Origin of the sequence: Pseudomonas sp. KU43P, from assembly GCF_033095865.1 — a bacterium.
Classification (GTDB): Bacteria; Pseudomonadota; Gammaproteobacteria; order Pseudomonadales; family Pseudomonadaceae; genus Aquipseudomonas.
This window is the reverse complement of sequence record NZ_AP019365.1, coordinates 3,440,358-3,453,425: the sequence shown is the minus strand read 5'-3', so window position 1 is coordinate 3,453,425 and position 13,068 is coordinate 3,440,358. Positions and strand designations below refer to the sequence as shown.

At 65.0% G+C, this 13,068-nt stretch carries 14 protein-coding genes; 2 read left to right on the top strand and 12 right to left on the bottom strand.

All coding sequences use genetic code 11. From position 1 onward, the window contains the following. Positions 1-36: 36 nt before the first annotated feature. From KU43P_RS15590 to KU43P_RS15545, 10 genes are all read right to left on the bottom strand, one after another. On the bottom strand, positions 37-456 hold the full coding sequence (locus KU43P_RS15590; RefSeq protein ID WP_317658265.1) for a hypothetical protein: 420 nt from the start codon (positions 454-456) through the stop codon (positions 37-39). A 6-nt stretch (positions 457-462) separates the two neighbouring features. Further along, the gene (locus KU43P_RS15585) at positions 463-669 is read right to left on the bottom strand and encodes a DUF2798 domain-containing protein (protein WP_317658264.1); all 207 of its coding nucleotides are present in this window, start codon (positions 667-669) and stop codon (positions 463-465) included. Positions 670-809: 140 nt separating this feature from the next. Next, positions 810-1,910, bottom strand: coding sequence for a sigma54-dependent transcriptional activator SfnR (gene sfnR / locus KU43P_RS15580; protein ID WP_317658263.1), 1,101 nt, complete (start codon positions 1,908-1,910; stop codon positions 810-812). Between the two features lie 9 nt (positions 1,911-1,919). Then, positions 1,920-3,107 carry an acyl-CoA dehydrogenase family protein gene (locus tag KU43P_RS15575; protein WP_317658262.1) on the bottom strand — a complete coding sequence of 396 codons (1,188 nt, stop codon included), beginning with the start codon at positions 3,105-3,107 and terminating at the stop codon, positions 1,920-1,922. Positions 3,108-3,116: 9 nt separating this feature from the next. Beyond that, a complete protein-coding gene (msuE, locus tag KU43P_RS15570) occupies positions 3,117-3,677 on the bottom strand; it encodes an FMN reductase (RefSeq protein ID WP_317658261.1) in 561 nt (186 codons plus the stop codon). A gap of 406 nt (positions 3,678-4,083) precedes the next feature. Then, positions 4,084-4,602, bottom strand: a complete 519-nt coding sequence (locus tag KU43P_RS15565; RefSeq protein WP_317658260.1) for a cytochrome C — start codon at positions 4,600-4,602, stop codon at positions 4,084-4,086. Positions 4,603-4,606: 4 nt separating this feature from the next. Beyond that, entirely contained in the window at positions 4,607-5,128 is a 522-nt protein-coding gene (locus tag KU43P_RS15560; RefSeq protein WP_016392015.1) for a methylamine dehydrogenase light chain, read from the bottom strand. A gap of 14 nt (positions 5,129-5,142) precedes the next feature. Beyond that, complete coding sequence (gene mauD / locus KU43P_RS15555; protein ID WP_317658259.1) at positions 5,143-5,778, bottom strand: methylamine dehydrogenase accessory protein MauD; 636 nt, start codon at positions 5,776-5,778, stop codon at positions 5,143-5,145. 4 nt (positions 5,779-5,782) lie between these two features. Further along, positions 5,783-6,319 carry a MauE/DoxX family redox-associated membrane protein gene (locus KU43P_RS15550; protein ID WP_317658258.1) on the bottom strand — a complete coding sequence of 179 codons (537 nt, stop codon included), beginning with the start codon at positions 6,317-6,319 and terminating at the stop codon, positions 5,783-5,785. Positions 6,320-6,334: 15 nt separating this feature from the next. Next, complete coding sequence (locus KU43P_RS15545) at positions 6,335-7,486, bottom strand: amine dehydrogenase large subunit (RefSeq protein WP_317658257.1); 1,152 nt, start codon at positions 7,484-7,486, stop codon at positions 6,335-6,337. Between the two features lie 201 nt (positions 7,487-7,687). On the opposite strand from KU43P_RS15545, the gene KU43P_RS15540 reads away from it, so the two are divergent. Next, entirely contained in the window at positions 7,688-9,175 is a 1,488-nt protein-coding gene (locus KU43P_RS15540; protein ID WP_317658256.1) for an aldehyde dehydrogenase family protein, read from the top strand. Between the two features lie 12 nt (positions 9,176-9,187). Here the strand turns inward: KU43P_RS15540 and KU43P_RS15535 are convergent, their stop codons facing one another. After that, positions 9,188-10,204: an ABC transporter substrate-binding protein gene (locus KU43P_RS15535; protein ID WP_317663836.1), complete on the bottom strand. Its 1,017-nt coding sequence runs from the start codon at positions 10,202-10,204 to the stop codon at positions 9,188-9,190. 154 nt (positions 10,205-10,358) lie between these two features. Here KU43P_RS15535 and KU43P_RS15530 point away from each other — a divergent pair, with 154 nt between their 5' ends. Beyond that, positions 10,359-12,245, top strand: a complete 1,887-nt coding sequence (locus KU43P_RS15530) for a S8 family serine peptidase (RefSeq protein ID WP_317658255.1) — start codon at positions 10,359-10,361, stop codon at positions 12,243-12,245. On the opposite strand, the gene KU43P_RS27085 is transcribed toward KU43P_RS15530, so the two are convergent. Continuing rightward, entirely contained in the window at positions 12,242-12,997 is a 756-nt protein-coding gene (locus tag KU43P_RS27085) for a methyl-accepting chemotaxis protein (protein ID WP_411567259.1), read from the bottom strand. The two genes, KU43P_RS15530 and KU43P_RS27085, sit on opposite strands and share 4 nt — an antisense overlap. Positions 12,998-13,068: the final 71 nt, after the last annotated feature.

Below are 13,068 nucleotides of genomic sequence, written 5' to 3'. Positions count from 1 at the left end.
TCGCCTGCACGTGCGATCGGGGGCTACGCTCACTACTTACGAAATATTTAGAAATATTCGGCCAGCAGGCCATGATGGATCTCGTTCACCGGTGATGGAAGGCCGCGCTGGTTGGCAGGTCGCCCCATGGGGGGGCCGGACATCACGGGTGCGTTGTGCAGCCCGTGCAACTCCAAGCGGAGGCTCATCATGCTCAAGCAATGTCTGTTGGCGCTGGCCATCGGCGCGGTACTGTCGGCAACGACGGTACTGGTGCCTGACTCTCTCGGCGGGTCCAGCGCGTATGCGAAAGATGGCGGCGGCGGTGGCGGCGGCCATGGCGGTGGAGGCGGCGGTCACGGCGGCGGTGGAGGTGGCGGCAGCGGTGGTGGCGGCCACGGCGGTGGCGGTGGTGGCAGCGGTGGCGGAGGTCACGGCAGTGGCGGTAGCGGCCACAGCGGTGATGGTGGTGGCCATGCCAGTTCAGGCCGCGGTGAAAGTGGGCGTAATGGGGCTGATGATGGGGCCAACCATGAGGCTAACCACGAAGCGAACCATGAAGCCAACCACGAGGCTAATCACGAAGCGAACCACGAAGCCAACCACGAAGCCAACCACGATGTAGGTGAGGCTCATGGAGTAGGGCATGGCGCGGATGATGGGGTCAATCATGATGTCGGGGATGATCATGGAGGTGATCGGACCTGATATTCGTAGTGCTTTTGCTGGCCCTATCGCCGGCAAGCCGGCTCCCACAGGTACAGTGCAGCGCTTGAGATCGGCGCTTCACTTGTGGGGGCCGGCTTGCCGGCGATAGGGCTCTGCAAACCTCAGATCGACAACCGCACCACCCGAGCATCCACTACCTGTTCTTCCTGCACCCGCCGCTTGTTCACCACCAGCTCTCCGATCGCAATCAGCCGCGTACGCGTGACGTTGCGTGACAACCCCAGCAACTGCGCGGTATGCACTTGGTTGTAATGGCAGAAGTGATACGCCGAGCGCAGTAACGCATTCTCGACCTTCTCGTACAAATCCCCAGGCTGCTCCTCGTACAAACGGCTGAACGCCTGCAGCAGCAGGTCATCCACGCCATTGCTCACGGTTTCCTCCTCCTGCCGCTCCAGGCGCAGGTTGGACAGACGCAGATCCTGCGCCTGCACCAGCCCGTCACCGCACGTCAGCAGGCTGTGATGAATCACGTTCTCCAGCTCGCGAATATTGCCCGGCCAGCTGTATTCGACCAGCTTGGCCTGGGCCTTGGGGCTCAGCTCCACCGGCCCGTAGTTCAGCCGTTCGCTGTAGCTACGGATGAAGTGCCGGGCCAGTGGCAGGATATCCCCCGGCCGGTCACGCAGTGGGTGCAGTTGCAGGGTCACCACGTTCAGCCGGTAGTACAGGTCCTCGCGGAAATGCCCGGCATTGATGGCCTTCTCCAGCTGCACGTTGGTCGCCGCCAGCACCCGCACATTGATGGGGATGCTCTTGCGCGACCCCAGCCGCACCACCTCGCGCTCTTGCAGCACGCGCAGCAGTTTGACCTGGATCGGCAGCGGCAGGTCGCCGATCTCGTCGAGGAACAGCGTGCCGCCATTGGCTTCCTCGAACCAGCCGGCCTTGGCCGCCAGGGCGCCGGTGAAGGCGCCCTTTTCATGGCCGAACAGCTCGGCCTCGACCAGCGACTCGGAGAACGCACCGCAGTTGACTGCCACGAATGGGCCGTTGCGGCGGCCGCTGAGGTTGTGGATATGGCGCGCGACCAGCTCCTTGCCCGTGCCGGTTTCGCCGATGATCAGGACGCTGGCCTCACTGGGGGCGACCTGTTGCAGGTGGGCGAGCAGCGCCTGCGATTTAGGGTCTTCGAAGACCTGTGCGGTCGCCCTGATCGAGGTAGCCAGTTGCGGGGACGGGGGGAGGGTCAGCAATTGCATGGGCGATCCTTAGGAATAGAAGGATGGGGCAGGGCGCTTGCCGCTGAGAGCCCACTCGCCGAGCTCGTGGATGCGGTAATCCACCGGGTCGTGCAGGGTTTGCGTTCTCAGGTTGCGCCAATGGCGGTCGAAGCGCAGCGAAGCGTGGGTGGCGCGGGCGCCGGTGACTTCGAACAGGCGGTTGCAGATGTCCAGGCCGTGGCGGGTGGCCGCGACCTTGGCGGTACCGATGGCCAGGGCCAGGTCGCCGCGTTCTTCGGCGCTGAGCGCATGCTCCTTGGCCCAGGCCCGGTCCAGTTGCTCAGCGGCCCGTTCGATCAGCAGCCGCATGCTTTCCAGGCCGACCCAGAATTCGCCGTAGTGGCGCAGTACATAAGGGTCGTCGGCGGTACTGGTGGCGCCTGAACGGAACCACGGCCGGCTTTCCTTGAGCGTGTACTGGCGGGCTTCGTCGAATGCGCCTTCGGCGATGCCGAGGAACAGGTTGGCGAAATGCAGCTGCGCGATCAGCGGGCGCAGGGCGGCGAACGGGGTGCTCAGCGGGCCGGGGTCGAGCAGCAGTTCACCCAGCTCGACCCGCACCCGTTCGAAGGTGGCGCTGCCACTGTCGGTCTGGCGCTGGCCGATGTTGTTCCAGTCGTTGTGCAGGGTGATGCCGGTGCGGCCACTGGGGATCGCGGCAATCAGCAGCTTGCCGCCGGCGCGTTCGTCCACGGCCGAGGCAATCAGCATTTCCGAGTCGCTGGCGCCGGAGCAGAAGCTCTTCTTGCCGGAAAACTCGCACCAGCCATCGAAGTGCTTGACCACCGTGCGGGTGTCCAGTGGGTTGAGCGCGTTGCCCCAGAACCAGTGCTTGCGCGCGGTCTGTTCGAACCACGGCTGCCACTGTTCGGGGCGCGAAAACAGGCGCACGGTGGCCAGCATCAGGTGATGGAAGCCGAACACGTGCGCCAGCGAGCTGTCGACGCGGGCGAACTCGCGCACCACCTCGAAGGTTTGCTGCCAGCTGGCGCCCTGGCCGCCGAAGGCCTGCGGAATCGCCAGCGACAGCAGGCCGCTGGCGCGCAACGCGTCGCGCTCAGCCTTGGGCGTGCCGCCGCGTTCGTCACGCTCGACGGCGCTGTGGGCGAACTGCCCGGCCAGTTCGCGGGCAATCGCCAGGGCGGGGCGCTGGGCAGGGGTTACCGGTGCATTCATGGCCGCTCCTCAGGCGCTCTTGCGCAGCGCGTGGTGGGCGCCGAACAACGGCACGGCGCGCTCGGCGGCGAGGCGGATGCGGGCGTTCAAGCCCTCACTGGACACTTGGTAGTCGGCCAGCTCGGCCTGGCTTGCATACACGCCGATCGGCAGGGTCAGAGCCTGGAGGAAGCTGAACAGCGGGCGCAGCTGGTGGTCCAGCACCAGGGCGTGGCGTTCGCTGCCGCCGGTGGCGGCCAGCAACACGGGGGTGTCAACCAGGGCATCCTGGCCGATCAGGTCGAACAAGTGCTTGAAGTGGCCTGGGAAGCTGCCGCGGTAGACCGGCGAGGCCACCACCAACAGGTCGGCCTTTTCCACTAGGCGCAGCTGTTGCTCCACGGACTCCGGCAGTTCGCTGCGCCACAGCGCGGCGCCCAGGGGGCGGGCGATGTCGCCCAGCTCGATCAGGTGGGGCTTGATGTTCAGGTGCTGGCCGAGTTCGGCGAGGATGGCCTCGGTCAGGGCCAGGGTACGCGAAGGGCGGCTGGTGCCGCCGGACAGGGCAACGACGTTCAGGGGGGCGCTCATGGCAGGTCTCCGGTTCAGTTAAGCGGGACTTTGCTTGAGCAATCGTCGTGCCGGGTTTGAATATTGTTATGAATCAACAGGTTGCGCACCATTGGTGGCCGCGACCAGTGTTGCCTTGTGGGCGTTGGATGTTGATTCGGTGTTGCGCTGCAGACAGTTGGCCGGGTGTTGGCGGCTGTACAGTTGGGAAAGTTATAGAGCAGTTTTAACCAAATAAAAAAGAATAAGAATTTATATTTTTAGATCGTTTTGTCTTTTTATCGAGGGCCCTCTCGCTGGCAAGCCAGGTCCCACAGGAAAAGCACCGCGCGGTCCTCTGTGGGAGCCGGCTTGCCGGCGATAGGGCCCTCGAAGGCAAAAAAAAGCCCGCTGACCGAGCGGGCTGAAGGCACAACGCTTGCGTGATTCAGTGGCCAAGCCCGTCGCTGATGACGATCCCCTTGGCCTGCATCGCTTCGATCAACCCGGCCCGCACATGGGGCAGGTTGAGCATGCTGTTATGGCGCACCCGCTGCACTTCTTCACCGCTGTAGGGTTGCCACTGTTGCGGCGTGCTGTCGCCCGCCATCCCATCCTTGGCCAGCAGCCAGTTGAGCAGGTCGGCAATCTGCTGATCGTTCAGCGCCGACTGGGAAATCCCTGGCACCCGCACCAGGAATTCGCGCCCACCCGGTACTTTCAGGAAGTTGCCGACAAAACCCTGCATGCGCGGTGTGTCGTTGGCCGCCGACCCTTCGCCGTGGTCGCGGTGACAGCCGGCGCACTGCAACTGGTAGTTCACCGGCGTCGAGTACCCGGCCTGGGCAATCGGCACCGGCGGCACCTCGTTGCCCGGTGCCGGGCGCTGGTTGGGGTTGGGCAGGGTTCTGGCCTGGGCCAGTGGCGCCAGCAGGCACAGCAGCAGAAGCGCCGTCACACCCTTCATGGCCCTACACCGCCACGCCGCGGATGATGGTGACGGTGCAGTTGTAGATCTTCGACTCGGCCCCCAGGCACCAGTTGATGTCGTTGTTGTTGAATGGCCGATACAGCGGCTGTTCGTCATCGTTGCGCGAGCAGGCGCACTGGCCGCAGGCGTGCTTACCGCAGCAGTCGTTGTACGAGATGATGTAGTTCTTGCCATCGGCCGGGTTGCGGCAGGTGCCGATCCAGGTCACCAGGGAGGCATCGGTGCCTGGCGGGCAGGAGGTGATCGAGCCGCCGCAGCACGAGCAGAGGAAGCCATCGATCGAACAGTTGCGCCAGTAGTCGCAGCTGGTTGGGTCGCCCGGGTCGCCCATCTTCGGCTCATCGGCAGCCAGCGCCTTGGCGGTGCGGTCGATCGGCAGCAGCACCGGCAGGGCGGCGCCGGCCACGATCAGCGAGCCGAGGCGCGCCAGCACCTTGCGCCGCGAGGTGGTGTCGGCGACATGGCGGCTGGAGCGTTCAAACAGTTTGTCGAGAAAACTCATGGTGTGCTCCGCGATCAGTGCTGCGCGCTGTGGGGGTGGGCGTGGTCATGGGCGTGGTCGTGCTTGTGCTCGCCATGCAGGTAGTGCTGCAGGCTGGCGCTGCCCAGGTGCACGGTCTCGAACAGGCTGTCGAGGTGTTCGCGGGAGTTCACCAGGCCTTTGGCGCGCAGGGTGCCGGCCGAGTCGATCAGCACGGCGTAAGGCAGCTTGCCGATCTGGTAGGTCATGCCGATTTCCGGACCGACCACGTAGGTGGCCTGCTGCAAGCCGTTGGCCTCGATCAGCGCCTGCTGTTCGGCGAAGTCGCCGTCGCTGACGTAGATCACGTCCAGCTCGCCGCTGTTGTCCTTGGCGATCGACTTCACCGCCGGCAGCAGCGACTTGCACACCGGGCAGCCGGGGGCGAGGAAGAACAGCAGCTGCGAACGCTCGCTGCGGTAACCAATGTTCACCGGGCGGCCGTGGCGGTCGGCGGCGGTCACTTGTGGGGCCGGATCGTTGACGGTGACGCCCTTGTCCACCATCAGCGCGCCCGCCGGGGCGATGCGTCCGTGCAGCACGCCGATCTGGCGCACCAGGGCCATGACGATGAAGGCCACGGCGATCAGCAGCAGCCAGAGCAGGATGTTCGATGCGATAAGCAGTTGCATGGGGTTATCTCCCAGTCAATTTGGCAAGACGCGGCTGGTTGGCCAGCAGGCCATCCACCGCTACATGAATCAGCAGCGCCACGGCACCGGCCGCGATCACCACGAAGATATCCAGCGCGCCCAGAGCGCGTTCGGCCATGGGCCAGGCCGCAAGGCCCGCAAGCAGGGCAATCACCAGGTTGCGCAGCAGCAGTACCGGGCGCAGCGGCTGCGCAGCGCCTGGGCCTGAGCAGCCGCAGTCGATGTCGCGGCGCCCGCGCCACAGGTTGAGGCCGATGGCGCTGGCGTACAGCGCCATCAGCAGCACCACGCCAAGCGCCGCCAGGCTGCGCCAAGTGGGCAGCAGCAGGGCCAGCGCCAGGGCAAGCTCCGCCAGCGCCAGGCTGGCCGTTGCACCGGGCACCAGCGCCCTGGGCAGCACCTGATAGGCGCGCACGATGCCGTTGAAGGCGCGCCAGTCACGCAGCTTGTGGCTGGCAGCGCTGGCCAGCAGCGCCGCCAGTGCGGTACTGGCGGCTATCACCAGGACAGGGTCGAGCATGGTCGTGTCTCCTGTTTACCAAGGGGCCAGGGTGAGCACGGGCGTGTCGGCGATCTGATCCATCGCGCCGGTGTGCTTGCCGCTGGCCAGGTCGAAGAACTGCACGCCGCCTTCCAGGTCGGTGGCCACCAGGATCGGCGTCTTGTCGTGGCTGGCCTGCAGGCTCCACACCGGTTTCGGCGATTCGAGGGTGCCGAGCTTCTTGCCGGTCTTGAGGTCGAACGACCAGATGGTGGTGCTCGGGTCTTCCCATTTGCCGTCGGTGTGCTGATCGTGCATCAGCGCATACAGGCGATTCAGGCCGGGGGCCAGGGCCAGTGCCTGCCAGCCACCTGGGGCCCAGCCTTGCTTGCGCTCTTCGTCGCTGACCAGCGACCAGGTCGGCAGGGGCTTGGTCTTGCCGCCTTCGAAGCTGACCGGGTACACCTCGCCACGGGTAGTGGTGAAGTAGTAGGTGTCGCCGCTGGCGATGGCGCGCTCGTTCAGGCGCACCTTGTTCGGGTCGAAGAACGGCGTTTGCGTGCGCGACACTTCCTTGCCCTGGTCATCCAGGGTCACCAGCAGCAGCTGGCCATCACCGCACAGCGAGGCGAAGCTGCGCTTGCCCACCGGGTAGTTGAGCACGCAGCCGCTGATGGCCACTTCGCTGGCGACCTTGCGCGCTTGGGTGTCGACTACGGTCACTGAAGTGGACGGGGTGAGGTTGAAGACATAGGCCAGCTTGCTGTCGGCGCTGATGCCCATGGCGTATTTCTCGGTCAGGGTGCTGGCGCGCTTGGCCGGCAGTACCACTTCCCATTCCGGGCGCAGGGTCTGGGTGTCCCAGGCCACCAGCACGTCGGTACGCTCGCCGTAGGTGCCGCGCGAGTAGAACAGGTTGGCCGAGTACAGGGTGCGGTTGTCGGGGCTGAGCGCGGTGGGGGCGACGAAGGCATTGGTGGTCATGCCCAGCATGCGCTTGGCCTTGGGGTCGACCACCACCACCTTGCCGGCGATGGGGTTCTTGAAGTCCACATCAAGGATGTAGACACGGTGAGGGTCCGGGGGGAACGGCAGGGTGTTCTTGCCGATCTCTTCGGCGGGCAGCTCGGCCCGCACCGCGCTGGTGCTTGCGGCCAGGGCCAAGGCCAGGGCCGCCGAGATGCTGAGCCTGTCGACGCGACGCATTGGCTATCTCCGATGTTGTTATGGGTTATGCAGAAATCGCAGTCATCGCAGTGTGCCGCCTGGCCCGCGGCGCTGCTTTGGCCAGCGTGACATTCTCTTGAGGCTCCCTGACAAAACGCCTGACAGGGCTGGCAGGCGGGTAGCCGGGCACCTGAAGATCGGCCCGCACACCTTTTGCACTGCCAACCCAGGAGTCATGTCATGAGCGATATCCAGCTGTTACCTGCCGTGGTCGAGTTCCTCGCCAGGCCCCATGGCCACTTCGTCGAGGGCCAGTACCTGGCGGGTGACGCGGGGCCGTCGATCGACGTGCATGACCCGTCCACTGGCGCTGTCATCAGCCAGGTTGCCGAGGCCAGCGAAGCCGAAGTGGCCCGCGCCGTGGACAGCGCCCGGCGCGCATTCAAGGGCGCCTGGGCCGAAGTTTCGCCGTATCAGAAGGGGGTGGTGCTCAACCGCCTGGCCGACCTGATCGAAGCCAATGCCGAAGAGCTGGCGCAGCTCGAAACCCTCTGCTCGGGCAAGTCGATCAACCTCTCGCGCGGTCTGGAAATCGCTCAAAGTGTAGTCTTCCTGCGCTACTTCGCCGGCTGGGCGAGCAAAATCACCGGGCAAACCATGACCCCGTCGATCCCCTCGTTCGCTGGCGAGCGCTACACCGCGTTCACCCTGCGCGAGCCGGTAGGCGTGGTGGCAGGTATCGTGCCGTGGAATTTCTCGGTGATGATCGGCATCTGGAAGATCGCCTCGGCACTGGTCACTGGCTGCACCATCGTGATCAAGCCCAGCGAATTCACCCCGCTGACGCTGCTGCGCATCGCCGAGCTGGCGATCGAAGCCGGCGTGCCGGCGGGTGCCTTGAACGTGGTCAATGGGCGCGGCGCCGTGGGCCAGCGGCTGATCGAGCACTCGAATGTGGCCAAGGTGGCCTTCACCGGCTCGGTGCCGACCGGCATCGCCGTGGGCAAGGCGGCGATGGCTGCGAACCTGACCCGTGCCACCCTGGAGCTGGGCGGCAAGAACGCGGCGGCGCTGCTGGCCGATGTGGACGTGGACGGCGCCGTGGCCGGCATCGTGCAGACCGCCTACGTGCACCAGGGGCAGGTGTGCGCCTCGCCGGAGCGCCTGTACGTGCACCGCAGCAAGGTCGATGAAGTCACCCGCAAGCTGGGCGAGGTACTGGGGCAGCTGAAGATCGGCTCCGCGCTGGACCCCGAAGCCCAGTTCGGCCCTCTGGCCAACGCCGCGCACCTGGAGAAGATACTCGGCTTCTTCGCACGTGCCCGCGCCAACAACAAGGTGGTCTGCGGCGCCAAGGCGGTCGACCGCCCGGGCTACTTCGTCGAGCCGACGGTGGTACTGGCCAACGACGCCAATGACCCGCTGCTGCACGAAGAAACCTTCGGGCCGATCGTTTGCGTGCTGCCGTTCGACGACGAGGCGCAACTGGTCGAGCTGATGAACGACAGCCCCTACGGCCTGACCGCCAGCCTGTGGACCAACGACCTGTCCAAGGCCCTGCGGCTGATCCCGCAGATCGAGGCCGGTACGGTATGGGTCAACATGCACACCTTCCTCGATCCGGCAGTGCCGTTTGGCGGCAGCAAGGCCTCCGGCGTGGGGCGCGAGTTCGGCAGCGCGTTCATCGACGATTACACCGAATTGAAATCGGTGATGATCCGCTACTGAAGGCCCGCGCGGTCACAGGTCGCTGGCGACTTTGGCCGCGATGTCGGCCGGCAACCAGGGTTTCCACACCTCGGGATGGTCGCGCAGGAACGCTTGCGCGGCCTTTTCGGGCGCCAGGCGTTTCTCGCTCATCTGCGCCAGGGTCTTGTTCAGCAGGTCGATCGGCAAGTCGACTTTCTCGAACACTGCCACCAGCTCCGGGTAGCCCTCGCGAAATGCTTTGGACACCCCGATCGACAGTTTCGCCGGCAGCGACTGGCTGCCCCGTGGGTTGGGGTTCTTGGGGTCGAGCAGGGTGGCCCAGTTCTCGGCATTGAACGGCGGTTCCTGCAACCGTACCAGGTCGTGGCGACCAATCAGCGGTGTCGGGCTCCAGTAATAGAACAGCACCGGCTTGCCACGGCGGATGGACGAGTCGATCTCGGCGTCCAGCGCCGCGCCCGTGCCACTGCGGAAGTTGTTGTACAGGCCATCGAGCCCGTAGGCCTTGAGTTTCTGAGTATTGACGATTTCCGAGGTCCAGCCGCTCGGGCTGTTGAGGAAGCGACCCTTGCCGGGTGCTTCCGGGTCGCTGAACACCTCGGGGTAGCGCTTGAGGTCGTCGACGCTGTGCAGCTCCGGCGCCGTCGGCTTGATGCCGCGTGCCTCATCGCCCTTGATCACGTAGGCCGGTACCCACCAGCCTTCCTCGGCTTTCTTCACGGTGTCGCCCAAGGCGAACACCTGGCCGGCCGCTTCGGCCTTGACCCAGGCGGGGCTGCGCCCGGCCCATTCTTCGGCGACTACTTGCAGGTCATTGCGCGCCAGTGCCACTTCCATGCTGACGGTGCTGCCGGGCAGCGTGTCGGTGGGGTAGCCGTAACCGCGCTCGACGATCAGGCGCAGGATTTCGGTGGTCAAGGCACCGCTTTCCCAGTTGATGGCGCCAAAGTGGATGGGCGCCTGCTGCTCGGCGCAGGCGGCGCTGTCGGTGCTGGCCAGGCCCACGGCGAGCAGCAGGCCGGCCAGCAGCGTTGGAATTTTCTTCATCTGCACCTCACGGGTTGTCATGTCATGTGTCGGGCAAGTGTAGACGACGCCTTCGGCGCATCTGGTTAGGGGCAGGAACCGCTTCTGTCTGATGGTGGCGCGCGCGCGCTGCAAGGCTTGACACCCCAAAAAGCCAAGACGGCAGGAGCATGAGATGAGCCTGGATCTGCAATTCGTGTACTACCGCAACTTCACCTTCGACGGGAAATTCCACGTGCGTTGCATCGGTGACGACCTGCACAAGGTCAAGTCGATTCATTACTTGCTGGAGCGCAAGGCATCCGATGCACGGGTTTATCTCGATGGCGTGACCGCCCCTTCGCAAGCCCACAGCGGCAAGCCCAGCGACTACGGTTGCCCAGCCACCTTGAGCACCGAGGCCGAAGCGGGCAGTTACGTGATCACGCCCCAAGTCACGCTGCTGGACAGTGAAATCATGTCGTTGAACCTGGAGGACGACGCGGATGCTGTGTTACGCGAAGGGCCGCTGGTCATCGACATCAACGAGGCAGAACTCACCCGACGCATTCTCGACAATGTGCCGCTGCCGTCTTCCTCTTCGCGGCGCACGCGCACCGAGCCCGATTCGTTCGACGTGCCTGCGTTGCCGGATACTGAACGTTACCCCGCGCTGATCCTGGTATTCCAGGAGGGTGGCCACGCGCAGTTCATGGCCGAAAAGCAGCACGTTGCCCCAGGCATCGATCTTGAGCCATTCCTGGAGGCGCAAGAGCGGGACGATGAGCACTTGCAGGTACTCGCCAACCATTACTGGATCGAACAGCCGGCGTCGATGAGCAATCCAGCATTCGCCGCGCTGGCCGGGCGCCTGGCAGCGCTTGGCTACATGGAGCGGGTGGCGTTCCTGCCACCGAACGTCGAACCTGGTTACCTGTTCTTTGCCGCTGCTGTCGTCGCCACCTTGATCACCGGCACTGCCGTCGTGGCAGGCAACCATGCCAACGCAGAAGCCCAACCAACGCCAGATTTCCAGGCGCTGCAACGCTACCTCGACGAACCGGGCGACCGGGACAAAGGCTTGAACATTCGCAAGGTCTGGGAGGCCGGTGTGAAAGGCAGGGGCGCCCGGGTTCACTTCTCCGATGGCGGGCTGTACCCCAACCACGAAGACTTACAGGCCAATGAGCGGCTGAAGGTCATCCCGCCCACGGTAAACGCCGAACCCGAGCACGGCACCGCTTCGGCGGGTATCCTGCTGGCGCGTGACAACGGCTTCGGCATGACCGGTATCTGTCATGCCGCCGAGCTGTTCATCTATGACAACCGTGCTAAGGACGCCCGCGGTTATTCGCAGACGCTCAAGAAACTGCTGGCCTACACGCGCCCCGGCGATATCGTCGCGGTCAACCGGCAGACGGCCAATATCGATGCCATGGTGGCGTTCTTGCCGTCGCTTCACGACAAGACCTGGTGGGAGGTCACCCGCACGCTGACCGAACGCGGTGCCGTGGTGTTGAACGCGGCCTGCAATGGCGCCTACAAGACCGACGTCAACGCTGGCACCACCGCCAGCTACGGGGTAGACCTGTCCCACTGGCGTTTCTTCAAAGACCATGGCGACGCCGATGCGATCCTGGTAGGTGCCTGTCACTCGTGGGATGGCAAGCCACACCAGTATTCCAACTACCACTACCGCTACCGCATGCTCAATGCCTGGGGCGACAGTGTCGCGACCCTGGGCTATGGCAAGCTGCAGGACAAGGATGGCCACGACCGCGACTACACCCACAACTACGGTGGCACGTCCAGCGCCACGCCGATCGTGACCGGTGCCCTGGCGCTGATCCAGTCGTACGCGATAGAGCAGCATCACCTGTACCTGAACGCCGACCAGATGCACCTGCTGGTCACGCAGTCAGGCTACAAGGACGCCACGCTGCCCCTTGAGGACCGCCTGCCCATGGGCGCCCGACCCAATGTGCTGGGCGCTCTGATGCTGCTCGACAACATTCTCCAGGGCGGGCGCTTCCATCTGCCGGACGATGGCGTCTGCGGCGATGAATGCGCCCCGCAGGGCTAGACCCGGAACTGATCCATCAAGGCCTGCTGCTGGTTGGCCAGGCTGTTCAACGCCTGGCTGACCCGCGCCGACTCATTGGCCTGGCCTGACAACGACTCGGTGACATCTCGAATGGTCGCCACGTTGCTGTTGATCTCCTCGGCCACCGCGCTTTGTTCCTCGGCGGCCGAGGCAATTTGCAGGTTCATGTCGGTGATGATCGTCACCGCCTGGCCGATGCGGCGCAGCGCGGTAACCGCCTGACCCACCTGTTGCACGCCGCCCTGAGCCTGGCGGTGGCTGTTGTCCATGGCGCCGACCACTTCGCGGGTACCGGCCTGCAAGGCTTCGATCACCTGACGGGTTTCTTCCACCGACTCCTGGGTGCGCTGGGCCAGGTTGCGCACTTCATCGGCGACCACGGCAAACCCACGGCCGGCCTCGCCGGCGCGGGCCGCTTCGATGGCGGCGTTGAGTGCCAGCAGGTTGGTCTGCTCGGCGATCGAACGGATCACTTCCAGCACCGAGCCGATCTTCTCGCTGTTCTGTGCCAGGCCTTCGACCTCGGCCATGGCCTGGTTCATGTCGGCGGCAAGGGCATCGATGCGCTGGGTGGTGTGGTCGATCACCTGCAGGCCTTCACGGGTGGCCTGGTCGGCTTCGCGGGCCGCCTGCGCGGCTTGGGCGGCGCTGCGGGCGACGTCCTGGGCGGTGGCGCTCATTTCGTGCGAGGCCGTGGCCACCTGGTCGACCTGGCGGTATTGCTGCTCCATGCCGGCGCTGGTTTGGCTGGCAATCGCCGCGCTCTGGTCGGCCGTACCGCGGGCGGCCTGCACCGAGTGTT

Bases quoted from the DNA above. Each gene is read 5' to 3' on its own strand.
- KU43P_RS15590 (WP_317658265.1), bottom strand. From the start codon at position 456: ATGGCCACCACCATCACCGCTGTGGCCGCTACCGCCACTGCCGTGACC.
- KU43P_RS15585 (WP_317658264.1), bottom strand. From the start codon at position 669: ATGATCATCCCCGACATCATGATTGACCCCATCATCCGCGCCATGCCC.
- sfnR (WP_317658263.1), bottom strand. From the start codon at position 1,910: ATGCAATTGCTGACCCTCCCCCCGTCCCCGCAACTGGCTACCTCGATC.
- KU43P_RS15575 (WP_317658262.1), bottom strand. From the start codon at position 3,107: ATGAATGCACCGGTAACCCCTGCCCAGCGCCCCGCCCTGGCGATTGCC.
- msuE (WP_317658261.1), bottom strand. From the start codon at position 3,677: ATGAGCGCCCCCCTGAACGTCGTTGCCCTGTCCGGCGGCACCAGCCGC.
- KU43P_RS15565 (WP_317658260.1), bottom strand. From the start codon at position 4,602: ATGAAGGGTGTGACGGCGCTTCTGCTGCTGTGCCTGCTGGCGCCACTG.
- KU43P_RS15560 (WP_016392015.1), bottom strand. From the start codon at position 5,128: ATGAGTTTTCTCGACAAACTGTTTGAACGCTCCAGCCGCCATGTCGCC.
- mauD (WP_317658259.1), bottom strand. From the start codon at position 5,778: ATGCAACTGCTTATCGCATCGAACATCCTGCTCTGGCTGCTGCTGATC.
- KU43P_RS15550 (WP_317658258.1), bottom strand. From the start codon at position 6,319: ATGCTCGACCCTGTCCTGGTGATAGCCGCCAGTACCGCACTGGCGGCG.
- KU43P_RS15545 (WP_317658257.1), bottom strand. From the start codon at position 7,486: ATGCGTCGCGTCGACAGGCTCAGCATCTCGGCGGCCCTGGCCTTGGCC.
- KU43P_RS15540 (WP_317658256.1), top strand. From the start codon at position 7,688: ATGAGCGATATCCAGCTGTTACCTGCCGTGGTCGAGTTCCTCGCCAGG.
- KU43P_RS15535 (WP_317663836.1), bottom strand. From the start codon at position 10,204: ATGAAGAAAATTCCAACGCTGCTGGCCGGCCTGCTGCTCGCCGTGGGC.
- KU43P_RS15530 (WP_317658255.1), top strand. From the start codon at position 10,359: ATGAGCCTGGATCTGCAATTCGTGTACTACCGCAACTTCACCTTCGAC.
- KU43P_RS27085 (WP_411567259.1), bottom strand. From the start codon at position 12,997: ATGGAGCAGCAATACCGCCAGGTCGACCAGGTGGCCACGGCCTCGCAC.